The sequence below is a fragment of the Gemmatimonas phototrophica genome, assembly GCF_000695095.2.
GTDB classification, from domain to species: domain Bacteria; phylum Gemmatimonadota; class Gemmatimonadetes; order Gemmatimonadales; family Gemmatimonadaceae; genus Gemmatimonas; species Gemmatimonas phototrophica.
On the sequence record NZ_CP011454.1, the window covers coordinates 1,274,845 to 1,290,979 of the forward strand.

At 63.7% G+C, this 16,135-nt stretch carries 14 protein-coding genes; 11 read left to right on the top strand and 3 right to left on the bottom strand.

The window, feature by feature from the left end; genetic code table 11:
• Positions 1-15: 15 nt before the first annotated feature.
• From GEMMAAP_RS05350 to GEMMAAP_RS05365, 4 genes are all read left to right on the top strand, one after another.
• Positions 16-1,095 carry a YpdA family putative bacillithiol disulfide reductase gene (locus GEMMAAP_RS05350; protein ID WP_158514744.1) on the top strand — a complete coding sequence of 360 codons (1,080 nt, stop codon included), beginning with the start codon at positions 16-18 and terminating at the stop codon, positions 1,093-1,095.
• Between the two features lie 32 nt (positions 1,096-1,127).
• Complete coding sequence (locus GEMMAAP_RS05355; protein ID WP_026849932.1) at positions 1,128-2,468, top strand: glycine--tRNA ligase; 1,341 nt, start codon at positions 1,128-1,130, stop codon at positions 2,466-2,468.
• A 201-nt stretch (positions 2,469-2,669) separates the two neighbouring features.
• A complete protein-coding gene (locus GEMMAAP_RS05360) occupies positions 2,670-5,855 on the top strand; it encodes a WD40/YVTN/BNR-like repeat-containing protein (protein ID WP_238588184.1) in 3,186 nt (1,061 codons plus the stop codon).
• Positions 5,837-6,259, top strand: coding sequence for a hypothetical protein (locus GEMMAAP_RS05365; protein ID WP_026849930.1), 423 nt, complete (start codon positions 5,837-5,839; stop codon positions 6,257-6,259). Before GEMMAAP_RS05360 ends, GEMMAAP_RS05365 begins: the two co-directional genes overlap by 19 nt.
• Before the next feature lie 143 nt (positions 6,260-6,402).
• Here GEMMAAP_RS05365 and GEMMAAP_RS21155 read toward each other — a convergent pair whose 3' ends face one another.
• Positions 6,403-6,801 carry a GxxExxY protein gene (locus GEMMAAP_RS21155; RefSeq protein ID WP_075071436.1) on the bottom strand — a complete coding sequence of 133 codons (399 nt, stop codon included), beginning with the start codon at positions 6,799-6,801 and terminating at the stop codon, positions 6,403-6,405.
• 175 nt (positions 6,802-6,976) lie between these two features.
• Here GEMMAAP_RS21155 and GEMMAAP_RS05375 point away from each other — a divergent pair, with 175 nt between their 5' ends.
• Entirely contained in the window at positions 6,977-7,243 is a 267-nt protein-coding gene (locus GEMMAAP_RS05375) for a hypothetical protein (RefSeq protein ID WP_026849929.1), read from the top strand.
• 106 nt (positions 7,244-7,349) lie between these two features.
• Here GEMMAAP_RS05375 and GEMMAAP_RS05380 read toward each other — a convergent pair whose 3' ends face one another.
• Positions 7,350-8,405 carry a phytase gene (locus tag GEMMAAP_RS05380; protein ID WP_202969191.1) on the bottom strand — a complete coding sequence of 352 codons (1,056 nt, stop codon included), beginning with the start codon at positions 8,403-8,405 and terminating at the stop codon, positions 7,350-7,352.
• Between the two features lie 56 nt (positions 8,406-8,461).
• Positions 8,462-11,251 carry a TonB-dependent receptor gene (locus tag GEMMAAP_RS05385; protein WP_026849927.1) on the bottom strand — a complete coding sequence of 930 codons (2,790 nt, stop codon included), beginning with the start codon at positions 11,249-11,251 and terminating at the stop codon, positions 8,462-8,464.
• Between the two features lie 157 nt (positions 11,252-11,408).
• Here GEMMAAP_RS05385 and GEMMAAP_RS05390 point away from each other — a divergent pair, with 157 nt between their 5' ends.
• The 6 genes from GEMMAAP_RS05390 to GEMMAAP_RS05415 all read left to right on the top strand — a co-directional run bounded on the left by GEMMAAP_RS05390 (position 11,409) and on the right by GEMMAAP_RS05415 (position 16,135).
• Entirely contained in the window at positions 11,409-12,122 is a 714-nt protein-coding gene (locus GEMMAAP_RS05390; protein WP_053334234.1) for an SDR family oxidoreductase, read from the top strand.
• Positions 12,123-12,131: 9 nt separating this feature from the next.
• Positions 12,132-13,400 (top strand): GAF domain-containing protein, encoded by a 1,269-nt coding sequence (locus tag GEMMAAP_RS21050; RefSeq protein ID WP_026849926.1) that lies wholly within the window; start codon positions 12,132-12,134, stop codon positions 13,398-13,400.
• 66 nt (positions 13,401-13,466) lie between these two features.
• Positions 13,467-13,826, top strand: a complete 360-nt coding sequence (locus GEMMAAP_RS05400; protein ID WP_026849925.1) for a hypothetical protein — start codon at positions 13,467-13,469, stop codon at positions 13,824-13,826.
• Positions 13,827-13,834: 8 nt separating this feature from the next.
• Entirely contained in the window at positions 13,835-14,179 is a 345-nt protein-coding gene (locus GEMMAAP_RS20505) for a hypothetical protein (RefSeq protein ID WP_026849924.1), read from the top strand.
• A gap of 5 nt (positions 14,180-14,184) precedes the next feature.
• Positions 14,185-15,204 (top strand): AAA family ATPase, encoded by a 1,020-nt coding sequence (locus GEMMAAP_RS05410; RefSeq protein WP_053334233.1) that lies wholly within the window; start codon positions 14,185-14,187, stop codon positions 15,202-15,204.
• A gap of 34 nt (positions 15,205-15,238) precedes the next feature.
• Positions 15,239-16,135, top strand: coding sequence for a DUF58 domain-containing protein (locus tag GEMMAAP_RS05415; RefSeq protein ID WP_026849922.1), 897 nt, complete (start codon positions 15,239-15,241; stop codon positions 16,133-16,135).

Here is a 16,135-nt window from a genome sequence, read left to right on the forward strand (position 1 = left end):
GCATTCGTGTCGGACGTGACCGGGTCAGCGACGGAAGGACGCGCGCCGTCGGCGCACCCGGTGGTGGATGAGGTCGTTGATGTCGCGGTGGTGGGGGCTGGCCCGTGTGGGCTGGCGGCCGCCATCGCGGCGCAACGGGCCGGGTTGCGGGCGGTGGTGCTCGACCGGGGCTGCCTGGTGAATGGCATCGCCAGCTACCCCACCTACATGTCGTTCTTTTCCACCGCCGAACGGATCAGCATTGGCGGGGTGCCGTTCATTGTCGCCACCGACAAGCCCACGCGTCGGGATGCCCTCGCGTACTACCGCGGAGTGGCCGACGTGTACGATCTCGACGTGCGGCAGTACGAGCGTGTGGAGACGCTCCAGTCGCTTCCCGCCGGGGTTGAGGCACCGTCCGCCCCCGGGGGGGCGTCGCATCGCGCCCCCCGCTGGCTGCTGCGTTCGGTGCAGCGCACCGGCGGTGTGCGTCAGGTGGCCACCCACGCGGTGGTCATTGCCACGGGGTACTTCGGTCGTCCCAACCGGCTCGGCGTTCCCGGGGAGTCATTGCCCCACGTGCAGCACGGGTACGTGGAAGGGCACTCGGCGTGGCGCGAGCCCGTGGTCATCGTGGGCGGAGCCAATTCGGCCGTGGATGCGGCGCTCGACATGTACCGCGCCGGGGCTCGGGTCACCATGGTGCATTTTGGCGACACGCTGGACAGCAACGTGAAGCCCTGGGTACGCCCCGACATTGAGGCGCGGCTGCGCGAAGGCACGATTGGGGCGCGTTTCGGTGCGCGCGTCGTGGCCATCGAGCCGGACGCCGTCGTGGTGCGGGGACCGCAGGGGGACGAGCGGCTTCCGGCGACGCAGGTGTACACCATGACCGGCTATCTTCCGGAGACCGGGCTGCTGGAGCAGATCGGGGTGCCCATCGACCCCGACTCGGGTATTCCCGCCCACGATCCGCTCACCATGGCCACGCCATTCCCCGGCGTCTACCTTGCGGGAGTCATAGCCTCGGGCAACCAGGCGAATCGTATTTTCATCGAGAATGGCCGCGATCACGGCGATGCGATCGTGGCTCACCTGCAGTCTTCGTGGCGCTGACGCGTTACGGTCCACCTGTTCCCCTCTTTCGTATGAGCTATCCCGATGTGATGGACAAGCTGGTGTCGCTGTGCAAGCGTCGCGGCTTCATCTTCCAGTCGTCCGAAATTTATGGCGGCACGGGATCGGTGTGGGACTACGGTCCATTGGGTGTGGAACTCAAGAAGAACATCAAGGATCGCTGGTGGAACGCGATGGTGCGTTCGCGCGACGACATTGAAGGGTTGGATGCGGCCATTCTGATGCACCCGCGCACCTGGGAAGCCTCGGGGCACGTGGCCGGGTTCGTGGACCCGCTGGTGGACTGCAAGACCTGCAAGGGGCGGTTCCGCGCCGACAAGCTGGAAGACGCGAAGTGTCCGCAGAAGCCCAGCAAGCAGCCCGGGCAGCATGACGCCTGCGCGCTGACGGAGGCGCGGCAGTTCAATCTGATGTTCAAGACGCACATGGGCGCGCTGGAGGAAAGCGCGAGCATTGTGTATCTGCGTCCCGAAACGGCGCAGGGCATCTTCGTGAACTTCCTCAATGTGCAGCAGTCGATGCGCCAGAAAGTGCCGTTCGGCATTGCGCAGATCGGCAAGGCGTTCCGCAACGAAATCACGCCCGGCAACTTCATTTTCCGCACGCGCGAGTTCGAGCAGATGGAGATGCAGTTCTTCGTCGAACCGGGCACGGATATGGAGTGGTTCGAGCAGTGGAAGGCGCTGCGCATGCAGTGGCACCTTGATCTCGGGCTGTCGCCTGAGCGCCTCGAGTTCCACCAGCACAGCGCTGGTGAACTGGCGCACTATGCGCGTGCGGCGTTCGACGTGACGTTCGATTTTGGCGGGACGCTGGGCTTTCAGGAAATCGAAGGCGTGCACAATCGTGGCGACTTCGACCTCACGCAGCACCAGACGTTCTCGAGCAAGAAGCTCGAGTACTTCGATCAGGTGGGGAACAAGCGCTACGTGCCCTACGTGATTGAGACGTCGGTGGGCGCCGACCGCGTGACGTTGGCGGCGCTGGTGAACGCGTATCGCGAAGAAGCGGTGGAAGGGGAAGCGGAAGGTCGCGTGGTGCTTGGGCTGAACCCCGCCATCGCGCCCATCAAGGCGGCCATCTTCCCGCTCACCAAGAAGGACGGCCAGCCCGAGATGGCGCAGGCCATCATGAAGGAGCTGCGTGGATCGTTCACGGTGGACTACGACGAGTCGGGTTCCATTGGCAAGCGTTATCGTCGGCAGGATGAAGTGGGTACACCGTTCTGCATCACGGTCGACGGGCAGAGCACGGGCGACCAGACGGTGACCGTGCGGAACCGCGACACGCTGGCGCAGGACCGGGTGGACGCATCGCAGCTGAAGGCGTACCTGCAGGCGAAGCTGGGCTGATTCGGGCGGCCTGCCGGCGGCAGGGCACGAACGACTGGAAGAACGGAATGGTCCCGCGTGCCGAACGGCGCGCGGGACCGTTTCTTGTGCGGACGTCGTGCGGCTGCCTTCCGAAGGCGCCGTTTCCGTCCAGCGAGTTGCGCCTCCCGGCCGTAGCCTGCATCGTAGGCCTTCTCCACCTTTCTCTAACCTCCGTTGCCCATGATGTCCCTGCGATCATTGGTCCTGCTGGCCCTGCCGGCTGTTGCGCTGGTACAGCCCCCGGCGCGATCAGCGGCCCGTCCGGCCGCTGCGCCGGCACTGGCGCCGGTCACGCTCGATTCGGGCTTCCTCAAGAACTTCCGCTGGCGCAACATCGGCCCGGACCGTGGCGGCCGCTCGATTGCGGCCAGTGGAGTGAAAGGGCGAAAGAATGAGGCCTACTTTGGCGCCACCGGTGGCGGGCTCTGGAAGACCACCGACGGCGGCGAAACCTGGACGCCGGTAACGGACGGCCAGATCACCAGCGCCTCGGTTGGCGCGGTGGCGGTCAGTGAGTCCAACCCCGACGTGGTCTACATCGGCACCGGGGAGAGCGCGATTCGCGGCAACATCATGCCGGGTGATGGCATCTACAAAAGCATTGATGCCGGCAAGACCTGGAAGCACGTCGGCTTCCGCACCGTGGATGCGATCTCCAAGATCCGTGTACACCCCACCAATCCGGACATCGTCTTTGCGGCGGTCTTCGGCAAGTATAGCGTGCCGAGCGACGAGCGCGGCGTGTACAAGAGCATCGACGGTGGCGCGACCTGGAAGCGGGTGCTGTTCCGCGACGCGAAGAGCGGCGCGGTGGACATTGCGCTCGATCGCACCAATCCGCAGGTGATGTACGCGGCCATCTGGGAAGCGTACCGCAAGGAATATCAGATGTCGTCGGGCGGTCCCGGCTCGGGGCTCTTCAAGAGCACGGACGGCGGCGACACGTGGACGGAAATCACACGCGCCACCGGCTTGCCCTCTGGGCTCGTGGGCAAGATCGGCGTGGCCGTGACGGCGGCGAAGCCGGGTCGGGTGTATGCACTCATTGAAAACGAAAACGGCGGGCTCTTCATGAGCGACGACGCCGGCGCGACGTGGAAGCTGATGAATAGCGACCGCAACATCCGTCAGCGCGCGTTCTACTACACGCACCTCTTTGCCGATCACCAGAACGCTGATCTCGTGTACATCGAGAACGTGTCCTTCTTCCGTTCGGCCGATGCCGGCAAGACGCTGGTGAGCATCGGCAACGGCAGCCACGGTGACTGGCACGACTTGTGGATTGATCCGGAAGATCCGTCGCACCTGGTGGCCGGTAACGACGGTGGTGGTACCGTCACGTTCGATACGGGGAAGAAGTACTCGGCGCAGGATTTCCCCACGTCGCAGTGGTATCACGCGATTACCACCAAGCACGTGCCGTTCCATGTGTGCGGATCACAGCAGGACAACAGCACGCTGTGCACACCGATGAACTGGAACCTGGGCCGGCAGAATGCGGCGCCGGGCCAGGAAGCGCAGGGTGGTACGGCGGTGTCGTACCAGGCGGGCGGCGGTGAGCCCGGCTACATCGCGCCCGATCCGCTGGATGTGGACGTGTTCTATTCCGGCACGAACAACGGCGGCTACGTCGACAAGTTCAACAAGAAGACGGGCCTGTCGCGTGAAGTGAACCCGTACCCGTGGTTCTACTCGGGTGAGCCCTCCAAGGAGATCAAGGAACGCTGGCAGTGGACGTTCCCCATTCTCTTCTCGCCGATCGATCCCAAGCTGCTCTACGTTTCGTCGCAGCGCCTGTGGTCGTCGCGTGATGGCGGACGCACGTGGAAGAATCTGAGCCCCGATCTCACGCGCCACGCACCGGAAACTCAGGAGAAGTCGGGCGGGCCCATTACGGGTGACATGAACGGCCCCGAAGTCTACGGCGTGATTTTCTCCGTGGGGCCGAGCAAGCGCGATGTGAACGTCATCTTCACCGGCTCCGACGACGGGTTGGTGCATGTGACGCGCAATGGCGGCACCACCTGGACCAACGTGACGCCCAAGGACATGCCGGACTTTGGCCGCGTGTCGCAGATCGACGCCTCGGCGTTTGATGCGGGTACCGCGTACATCTCCGTGCGTCGCCCGCTGCTCAACGACCGCGCGCCGTACATCTTCAAGACCGCGGACTACGGCAAGACGTGGACGAAGATCGTGACGGGACTTGGTGCGGAAGATTACGTGCACGCGGTGCGCGAAGACCCCACGCGTCGCGGCCTGCTGTACGCCGCCACGCAGCACGGGGTGTACATCTCGTACAACGACGGCGCACAGTGGCAGAGCCTCAAGCTCAACATGCCCGATGTGCCGGTGGCCGACCTCATCGTCGAGCGCGACGAACTCGTGATCGCGACCCACGGTCGCAGCTTCTGGGTGCTCGACAACATTGCGCCGCTCCGTCAGGCCACGCCGATTACGGTGGCGGCCAAGTCGCATCTGTTCACGCCGGCCGTGGGGCTCCGCTCCTCGCCGGGCGTGACGCTCAGCTGGATGTTTGCCGAGAAGCCCAAGCGCGCCACGCTGGCCATTGTGGACTCACTGGGCGCCGTCCTGCGTGAGTTTACGGGTGATACGGCGGCACCGGCCGTGGCTGGCCCGGGTGGCGGTCGTCGTCGCGGGACGCTGACCAGCTTCCCCGTTGCTGCAGGACTCACGCGTTTCATGTTTGACCTGCGTGCCACCGGTATCGAAAGCTTCCCCGGCATGATTCTCTGGGGTGCGGGAACGGCCGGTCCGGCATTGCCGCCGGGCAATTATACCGTGCGTCTCACGGCGGACGGTCAGGAGCTCAAGGCGCCGCTACGCATTCAGCGCAGCCCGCTCATTCCGGAAGTCACCGACGCGGACCTGCGGGCGCAGTACGCATTTGGCAAAAAGGTGCGTGACAAGACGAACGAAGCGCAGCGGGCCGTGATCGAGATCCGCCGCGTGAAGTCGCAGCTGGATGATCGCTACACCCGCGCCAAGGACGATGCGCAGCTCAAGAGCAAGGGGGAAACGCTGCGCAGCAACGCCTTTGCGGTGGAGCAGAGCGTGTACCAGGTGAAGAACCAGAGCGGCCAGGATCCGCTCAACTTCCCCATCCGCGTGAACAACCGATTGGCCAACTTGCTCTCGATGGCCGAACGCGGTGACGGCCCGCCGGGCACCTACATGCCGGAGATCCTGGGCATTCTGTCCAAGGAACTCTCGGGGTATCAGGCGTCGCTGGAGAAGGTGTGGAAGACGGATCTCACGGCGGTGAACGCGGAACTGGCACGCCTCAAGCTGCCGCCGCTCGACCCCAAGTGCACGGTGGTGGCGGGATGTTCGGCGACTCCGTGACGGTAACGCGTCGTGTGGTGGTACTCAGCGCTATCGCGCTGGGTACCGCCTTCCAGACGGCCTGCGGGCCAGGCGTGGCGGACAAGGTGGTGTCGGCCATGCAGGGGTGTGTGGCCCTCCGGAACCCGCTCTTCAAGGCGGGCCAGGCGGAGCAGGCGCTGGCGTTGCCGCTGCCCCCGGCGGTGGACTCCCTTGCCACGCAGACCGCCTATGCCTTCGGCTTCAATGCGTATCAGCAATTGGCCGACATGGCGGAGACACAGGCCGAGCTGACGTGCGCACTGGAACTCGGCGCGCGCTATGAGGATGCCGATGTGCGAGTCTGGCTCAAGAAGTACTTGCGTAGCCCCGACGCGCCGGTGGCGGCTCATGCCCAGCGGCTGCTTGATAAGCAAACACGTTGATTGGTGGCCCTGTGAGATGAACAGATTGCTCAAGAACTCTCACAGAGGACACAGAGGAAACAGAGGTCACGGAGGTGTCTCGGCCGCTTGGCAGAGGTCACTCCGTGACCTCTATGTTTCTTGGCTGCCTCTGTGATTGGAGTTCAGGGTCCTTTCGGACGGCAGTCAAAGTTCGTAACGCGATCGAGGCCAGCAGTTAGAGTGTCCATTCCAAAATTGATCAGAAGCCCAAGTGGAAGGTTCATCAGCCGGAGATACGTCAGCAGCTGGCGTTGATGAATCGGCGATGGGCGTTCAACACTCTTGATTTCGACTACCAATTCTTTCTCGACGAGCAAGTCGATTCGGAAACCGAGGGAGAGACGTTCACCCTCATAGTCGAATGGGATGACCAGCTGACGCTCGACATGTACGCCACGTCGGCCTAATCGTCGAAAGAGGATCTCCTCGTAGGCCGACTCGAAGAGGCCAGGGCAGAGCGACCGATGTATCTGGATGGCCTCGCCGATCACGAGTCGGGTGAGTTCTGTGTCGCGTCGCATGTGTGATGGCTACCGTGTCCCCGTCACCGGGCTGTCACGCCGGGGGAAGGAATCGGTACGGGGGGCGTCGGATTAACACCCGGTGTGGGCCGGCGTCTAATTCCCTGAAGACCGAGGGGACGGCGACGCACACGGCGGCGCGTACCGAGGTCCTAGTGATTCGGAGGGTAGCCCCATGCGTCGTTTCATTATTGCTGCCATTATCGCTGCCGCTGTTCCTGTGGCCTCGGCGTCCGCGCAGGCCGTCAAGCAGGAAGTGCGCGAGTTGCGCGATGCCAAGCGCGAAGTGAACCATGATCAGCGCGATCGCCGTCAGGCTGGTCGTGCCGGCGACTCGGCGGCCGTGAAGAACGAGACGCGTGAGATTCGCGAAGGGAAGCGTGACGTGAAGCAGGAACGTCGCGATGTGAAGCGGGCCGTGCGGCAGAAGAAAAACGGCTGACCGAGCACGACATCGATTGCGCCGTCGGGCAACGCATTACGGGGGCGCTGGTTTGTGAACCGGCGCCCCCGCTTGGTCTTCGTCACTAATTACATCATTGCGATGGTTATTGCGGTAAGCGCTTGCGCACCTCGCGCCAATCGAAGATGTGGAAGGTGCGATCGGTGGACATCATGACCAGTGCGCCTTCCGGGAACGACGGGGAGAGCGCCTTGGCCGTGACTTCCAGACCATCCGTTTCCTTCGCCGATACCGGAATCGTGGCGATAGACACGTGGTCGTGGGGCTTGCCGGCACTGCCTTCGCGGCGGAACAGCTGAATGCGTTGCCCCTGCTGGTCCGATGCGATCAGGAAGCCGGTGCTATCGCTCGTCGGATAGATCGCAAGTCCTTCGTGATCCTGCACGAAACCGGTGGTGGCGAAAAGAGCCAATTCACGTGCGGCGTCCGGGTGGACCGGATCTGCGTGGTACTTGCGAATGCCGACGGTCTCGTCGCTGTAGAACACGTAGCCCAGCGACTGGTCCACGGTGATGGCCTCGATTTCCTTGGTGCCACTGAAGGCACCAAACGCACGCACCTTGGTGCCGCGTACGGAGCCGTTACCGGCATCTTCCAGCCGGTACTGCCACAAATACCCATCCGTGGGTCCGCTCTTGCCGCCAACAATGGCGAACACCGCGCCATCACTGGCACGCTTGTAGAGGGCGACCCCCATGGGGGCGCGGGTCGTATCCCCATCGAACACCGGGATGCCGCCGTTGTCGATCGGGGTCATCTCCGGCAGTTGGAACACACGGAGTGCCATGCGCCCTCGTTCGGCCGCAACGGCAATGTCGATCATCTTGCCGCCAACCGTCAGGCCGGTAATGGCATCCACGTTGTTCGGCCGGAGCATCGGACGACGGGTCCGTGTCGTATCGATGCGGCCATCAAGCCCGAAGACGTACACGCCACCGGTGCTGTCTCCCTTGTCCGTGCCCAGAATGAGAGAGTTGGCCGGATTGACGGTATCGATCCAGATGGCCGGGTCATCGGAGTCGTTGGCCACCGTGTCGGTGATCACGGCAGCGCGCAGCGTGTCGTCTGTCGCGGTGCTGGCCACAGAGTCGGTGGTGCCGGAGCGTCCTTCCGAGCTACACGCCAATGCGACAACTGCCACGAGTGCTGTAAGCACTCGTGGCAGTCCGCACATGAATGATGTGCTGTGGCGTGTCATCAGAAGTCGAACTTGAAGCCGGTCTGAATGCGACGTCCGTAGAACTCATCCTGCATGAGACGACCGCGATTTCCCTGGAAGTAGCGGAGCGGACGGTTGTTCAGATTGTTGGCGTCAAGGAAGAAGCGGCTCTTGCTGGTGATCTGGAACGTCGCGTTCGCGTCGATGTCGGTACGACGGTCAGCCCAGCGATCGAAGAACGCATCTTCGTTGTAGCCACCCTCGCCAGCGTCCAGCGACTCGCTCTGGTAGTTCATGGCCACGCGTGCCGTGAACCGCTTCGAGTCGAACGAGAGCGAGAGGTTTCCGCTGTGCTTCGCCGTGCCGAGCAACGGCAGCTTTTCATTCTCGCGACCTTCGATATCGAGGCCGCTCACTTCCGACTCGTTGAACGTGTAGTTCGCATACACGCCAAGGTAGCGGAGAATTCCCGGAAGGAAATCGAGCTGGCGCTGCGCGGCCACTTCGATACCAGTCAACGTGGCTTCCGGACCGTTCCGCGGCGTGCTGATCTGCGAGAAGGTCTGGCCGGTCACGGCGTCACGCGCTTGGAACTGCGTGAAATTGAAGATGAAATCGGTAATGCGCTTGTGAAAGACACCAGCCGACAGCAAGCCGACGTTTTCGAAGTAGCGCTCGGCCATGAAATCAAAATTCATGGCACGCGTGGGCTTGAGGTTCGGATTGCCAGTGGCGAGCTCGTTGTCTTCGAGGCTGATCTCGCGATACGGCACCAGATCGAAGTAGTTCGGGCGCGCCAAGGTGTTGGTCCAGGCGGCACGGAATACCGTGTTGCGGGACTGCTCCCAGCGAACATTCACGCTGGGCAAGACATCGGTGTAGGTCTGGCTTCCGGTCGTCGGAGATACCGCGTCGTTGTCAACATTGTACTGAAAGCCACGGTAGTCGATGTTCGTGTTCTCAACGCGCACGCCGGCAATAAGGCTGAGGCCATTGCCAAACAGCTGTTCCAGCATGCCATACCCGCCCGTGACGCGCTCTTCGGCGTCGAAGTTGCCGGCGGCGTACTCACCGGGCTGATCGGCCAGACGGAACTGGCTGCTGTTGAAGAGATCCAACTTCGACAGATACTCCGGCGTTGAGAACGTACCGTAGGCGTAATTGCCAGCCAGATTATTGTCGACCGTGTAGTCGCCCGAACCAGTCAACCCCAAGTTCGCAAATGCACTTCCCGTTACCGGTGTGGCGAAGTTGTAGCTGTTATCGCGCAGCTTTTCCTTGCCGCGGTACCGTGCTCCGAACTTGAGGCGCGAAGCCTTTTCCCCTTCACGCAACGGGAGCAGCAGGTCGATACGGCCGTTCATGTCCCGGTCTTCCGTGAAGCTTTCCAGCTGCTCAATACGACGGAAGGTGAATGCGGTCGGCGCAACCTGCGCTGGATTCGTGGCGCTGAACTGCGGGTTCTGCTGGTCGGTGTAGTTGGGCTGGATGCTCACATTGCGCGAGCGCCAGTCAATGTAGCGCTCGTCCGGCCGCGTTTCCGAGGCTGCCGCCATGCTGCCGGACCACGTCAACGTTGCCTTGTTGGCAATCAGGTGCTCACCCGACAGTTGGCTGCTCCACATGCGCTGGTCTTCGAGTCGCGTTGCTTTGACGCGAGGGTCTGGTCCACCGCCCTTGGTCTGCCGGCGGATTTCCGTGTTCTGAATGCCGCTCGCATTCGGTGCGCCCAGGATGTAGCGCGCGCGGAACCGATTCTCCCAGTCATCGCGGCTGTTGTACAGCGACCGCCACATGATGGTGTTCGCTTCGTTGAACTTGTAGTCGAGTCCCAAGGACGCGGACCGACGGGTACGCTGAACATCGTAGCGGCGAAGGTCAAACTGGTTCATGTAGGGGGAACCAGTGCTCGTTCTGTCCCACGTGCCTTCTTTATTGTCCGACCCGAACTGCTGGTCAAAATACGAGGCGCTACCAATCACGCCGAGGCGGTTGTCAAAGAAACGATTGCCCGCAACGACTCCACCAACCACGACCGGCTTTTCACGGATGAAGTTGTAACCGGAGCCAACCGTGGTAGACAGGCGGAATCCGGCCGGCGCAGCACGGGTGACCACGTTTACGGCGCCGCCGATAGCGTCGGCGTCCATATCGGGAGTGAGTGTCTTGCTCACCTCAACGGCCTGGACCATGTCCGCCGGTACCAGGTCGAGCTGCACTTCACGCACCTCGGCCTCCGCTGACGGAACACGCTCGCCATTGACCAGCACAGAGTTGAATCTTGGTTCGGTTCCGCGGATGGAGCCGAAGCGCGCTTCACCCTGGTCAAGGGCCACCGTAACGCCCGGGATGCGCTTCAACGCATCGCCAAGGTTGGCATCTGGAAAGCGTCCGATCTGATCCGCCGCGATCACATTGCCAACCGTTGTGGCTGCTTTCTGCTGGTTCAGCGCCGCCGCCTGGCCAGTACGGGTGGCCACTACCACCACTTCACCGAGTTGGGTTTTGGCCGCTGACAACTTGAAGTTCGCGGTCGCTGTCTTCCCGTTTTCCACACGGACGCGAAGGGTAGCAGCGGTGTAGCCCAGATACCGGGCCGTCAAGGCATACTCACCGGCCGCCACAGCGGGCACGATGAAACGACCGGACCGATCGGTCTGCACGGTGCGGCTGATTGACGCAATAGAGATACTGGCGCCGGTGAGTGAGAGGCCGCTTGCGGAGTCAACCACGGTACCAGCAAGGGTACCTTGGGCCTGCGCCGTAGCCGCTGGTAGCAGCAGGAGAGCCGCGCCAAGCGCGACTGATGGCAAACAGAAACGTGACATATGTGTGGCAGGAGGGAGACAGACTCGGCACTGATGGTAACGGTGTGCAAGCTCAGTGGTTCCCGTGACCGCCTGCTCACAGTTCTGTCACGGTCGTGTATCAGTCTGATGCCTTTCAAGGGTGAAAGTCGTCCGCCGGTGGTCTACATTGTTTGATATGAGCACAAAAGCTGACATCCGCACGGTGGCGCTGGTTACCGGGGCTTCGCGTGGCATTGGCCGCGCCATTTCGCTGCGTCTGGCCGAGTCCCATGATCTGGTGATTGTAGGGCGCGACGAAGCCAAGCTGTCCGATACGGCGGACTCGTGCACGGCGGCCGGTGCCTCGGTGCAGACCATTCCGGTGGACGTGCAGGATGGGCTGGCCACGGCCAAGGCGCTGACCGGCATGCATGTGGACGTGCTGGTGAACAACGCCGGGGTGGCCGTGCTCAAGCCCTTCCTTGACATGACCGCCGAAGAATGGAACCGGCAGGTAAACGTGAACGTCAACGCCCTTTACCATGTAACAAGAGCGGTGCTCCCCGGCATGGTACAGCGCGGACGCGGGCATGTGTGCATCATCGGCAGCACCGCCGGCCGCAACACCTTTGTGGGTGGTTCGTGCTACTCGGGCACCAAGCACTTCGTCATGGGTTTTGCCGAATCGCTGATGCTGGAAGTGCGCGACGCCGGGGTGGGTGTCTCGGTCATCACGCCGGGATCGGTGGCCACCGAACTGTTCCCGGAAGGGACCAACACCGCCTGGATGCTCGAGCCGGAGAATATTGCGGACGCGGTGGCCTTTGCCGTCACGGCACCGCCGCACATGCTGGTGCATCGGCTGGAAGTCCGGCCGCTGTCGCCCAAGCGTCCGCGCGACAGTTTCTGAGCGGCTGGTATGAGTGACGCGCGCGAACTGGTCGCCATCCGCGAGATTGCCCATGCTTTTTTGCTGGCCGAGCATCCGGGCGATGTGCAGCAGTTTGCGCTCGATCGGGTCACGCCGTTGCTGGGCGCGTCGTTTTCGCTGGTCATGCAACTGGGCGCCGATGGCGAGTTGTTGCGCCCCGTGGCCCAACATGAATGGCCGGCACCGTACCGCTCCTGGATAGGCGCGCTGCGGGTGCGGGTGGGCGATGGCCCGAGCGGGGTGGCGGTGGCCGAACGCCGTCTGGTGGAAGTGGTGGATCTGTTCGAAGATCCCTCGCTCGACGGATGGCACGAAGTGGCCCGAGAGTTGGGGTTCCGCTCCATCATGGCGGCGCCGCTGGAAACCGCCGATGGCCCTATTGGTGCTGTGGCGTTCTACTTCGCGGATGCCACCACGGTTACCGATGAGCAGCGCGCGTTGGTGCGACTGGTGGCGGATCAGCTGGCGGCAGCGACCGACAAATCGCGGCGGACGGAGGCGCTCCGACGGGTGAATGCCGCTCTGGCCGAGGCGAACGCGGAACTGGAACAGCAGGCGCAATCGTGGGCGGCAGCCCAGCGTGCCCGGGATGCCTCGGACACGCTGGTGGTGGATGCCTTGCTGGGGTTGACCGGTGCTGACGATTCACGTGTGCCCGAACAACGCTTGCAGGCGGTGCATGCCTTGGCTGTTGCCGCACATGAGTATGTCGAGGCCACCCAGCCGGCGTTCGTGCTCAAGCCCGCCGATGTGGATCCACGCGACGTATTGCAGCAGGCGATCCAGCGCTGGCGGACGCGAGCACCCATGGTCCCCGTGCAGGTGGATGAACCCACGGTGCTGCTCCCAACCATGCGCGCGGACCCGCACTGGTTGCTGCGTACGCTGGAGTTGGTTCTGGGACTCGGGGTGGCGGGCGCGGCGGTGGATGGGGGGACGGTGCGGGCCGGCATTCGCCTGGGGCGGGGGTTTCTGGCCGTTCAGGTGGCATGGGAGGGACGGGAGATGTTTGACCAACTCCCGGACCAACTCCCGACCGCCGCGCCGCGTATACTTCGGGTAGTCCCTGAGGCTCTCCGCTGGGAAGCGCGCGATCCGTACGCGGAGGCCCGTCGATCGGTGACCGCCATGGATTTGCCGCTCGCCCGGGCGCTGGCCAGTCGGCTCGGCGGCGAACTGCGCGTTGAGCTGGTGGAGCCGGCGGTCTCCCCGCGCGAATTGTTGCTGGTTTTTCCGGTGGATGTGGATCACGCGTAACGGACGCGACGTCCAGCATTCATGCGGTACAGGTACTGATCACGTTCACAGAACAGCAGAGACTTCATGCAGGCTTCGCATCAGCAGTCCCGGCGTCAACTGCAGGACACCCTGACGGCCCTTTCGGTCGCCGAGGTGTTATCCGCGGCAGCGCAGTTCTTCACGCAACGCAGTGGCATTTATGCGGCGTTTGTGGAGAAGCAAAGTGCCACCCACGTCGCTCTGCGCGGTCAGGGTGGTGAGGAAATCGTGATTGGCGCGCGTGAAACACCGGCCGGTACTGCCGTGACCGGGTCGAGCTACCTCTTCGATCAGCAGGTGGCGCGGTTTCTCGAATCGCTGCCGCCGGCGCCGCCCGAGGTGGTCACTCCGGATGTGCCGGACGACGCTGCCGCCGGCGAAACGCCCTCGACGATCACGCCGTAAACCGACTCATGAGCCAGACCAACAGCGCCGGGCATTTTGTGAATTCCCTGCGGGTCCGCCCGGAAGTCCTCCGTGTGGCGCCCGCCAACGTGACCACGCCTTGGGTGGTGCGCGTGCAGGCGGCCGAAGCCTGGGATGCGGTGCGTGTGGAATGCACTGAAAACAGCACGATACGTGATGTGAAGCAGGTGGCCATGGCCAACCTGCTGCCGGACATTACTGAGCCTGACGCGTGGATGGTGAAGTTGCATGGCGCCGAGGTTGCCAATGAAGGAGTGACGCTGAAAGTCGCGGGCGCTCTGGATGCCTCCACGCTCTTTCTCACCTCACGGCGTCGTCGTCCACTCAAGTGACCCATATGTCGCCGGAAGCGGCGGGCGCCCCGGCCCGTAGTGTGGAGTCGCTGATTGAGGCGGTGCGCCGGCTGCGCACCGAAATCGGCAAGCGGGTGGTGGGGCAGGATGCCGTGGTGGACGAAATTCTCATGGCACTCGTCGCCGGTGGGCACGCGCTCTTGGTGGGTGTGCCGGGGCTGGCCAAGACGCTCATGATCAAGTCGCTGGCTGATGCCATGCAACTGGAGTTTCGGCGCATTCAGTTCACGCCGGACCTGGTGCCCAGTGACATCACGGGGACGGAAATTCTTGAGGAAAGCGGCGGTGGCCAACGGGCGTTTCGTTTTGTGCGCGGGCCGGTGTTTGCCAACATCGTGCTGGCCGACGAAATCAACCGGGCACCGCCACGTACGCAGGCCGCCCTGCTGGAAGCCATGCAGGAACATTGCGTGACAGCCGCTGGCCAGACCATGCGTCTGCCCGAACCATTCTTTGTGCTGGCCACGCAAAATCCCATTGAACAGGAAGGCACGTATCCGCTGCCCGAAGCGCAGCTGGATCGCTTCCTGTTCGATATTCGCGTGGGGTATCCCACCGAGGCCGACGAGGTGTCGATCCTTCGTGCCACCACCGGCGCGCGTGGGGCTCGCATTGAAGCGGTGTTTACCGCCGACGATGCGTTGGCGCTGCAGCAGGCGGTGCGGGCGTTGCCGTGCAGTGATTTGCTATTGCAGTACGCGGCCCGTCTGGTGCGCGCCACGCGGCCGCAGGAAGGAACAGGCCCCGGATTGGTGAAGCAGTACGTCCGCTGGGGGGCCGGTCCACGTGCGGGGCAGGCGCTCATTCTGGGCGCCAAGGCGTCGGCGTTGCTGGCCGGACGGGCCGCGGTCTCTCCGGCCGACATTCAGCGTGTGGCCATGCCCGTGCTGCGGCATCGCATCCTGCCCAACTTTGCGGCAGAAGCGGACGGCGTATCGGCCGAGCCCATTATTGAGGCGCTGCTCGCGCACGTGCCCGCTCCGTCGAGCGCGGCGTCCGCCTGACGACGCGCGCGCAATTCGCCGAGGCGACGGACTGATGTCGGCGTACGGACCGATGCTGGATGCACTGCGTGGTGTGCGATGGCCGGCACGCCGCGCGGTTGGTGCGGCCCCTGCGGGGACGCATCGGTCGACGCAAAAAGGGACGGCGGGCGAATTCACCGAATACCGGTTATATCGCCAGGGCGACGATCCGCGCGCGCTGGACTGGAAGCTACTGGCGCGCAGCGATCGCGCCTTTGTGCGTTTGAGTGATGACCGCGCCTTGCTGGCCACGTGGATTGTGGTGGACGCCAGCGCCAGCATGGCGTTTCCGGCGGAGGGGGCAGGGCGTGGGCGGAGCAAGTTCACGCAGGCCAAATACCTCGCCGTGGGTTTGGCGGCGGTGGCGCACGCGTCGGCCGACCCGGTGGGTATTGTGGTGGTGCACGCGGGTGGTGTGACACGGGTTCCTCCCCGGACGCGGCGCGGTACCGTGCAGGAGCTGGCGCGGGTCCTGGACGGCGTGACGTGTGGAGGGGCCGCGCCACTGGCATTGGCGTTGTCTCCGCTGCCTACCAACGCGCGCATTGTGCTACTCACCGATTGCCTGGGCGACGTGGATGCGTGCCTCAAAGTGGCTGCCGCGCACGGAGTGGCGGGGGCGCTGGTGGAGTGCGTGCACGTGGTGGCCGACGAAGAGCTCGCGCCCCCAGGGGGAACGCACCTGGCGCGCGATCCGGAGCGGGCGGACGATGCGCGCGTGCTGGCACCGGCAGGTCGGCTCAGCTATCGCGAGCAGTTCGATCTGTTCCGCTCTGAGATGGCTCAGCGGTGGCGCAGTGCCGGGGCGGGGTACACCGAAGTGTTGACCTCCACCGATGCACCGAAGGCCGTACGCGCCGTGGTGATCGGTGTGGCTGCACCAGTGTTACCATCGGCCCGCGGGAGCTGA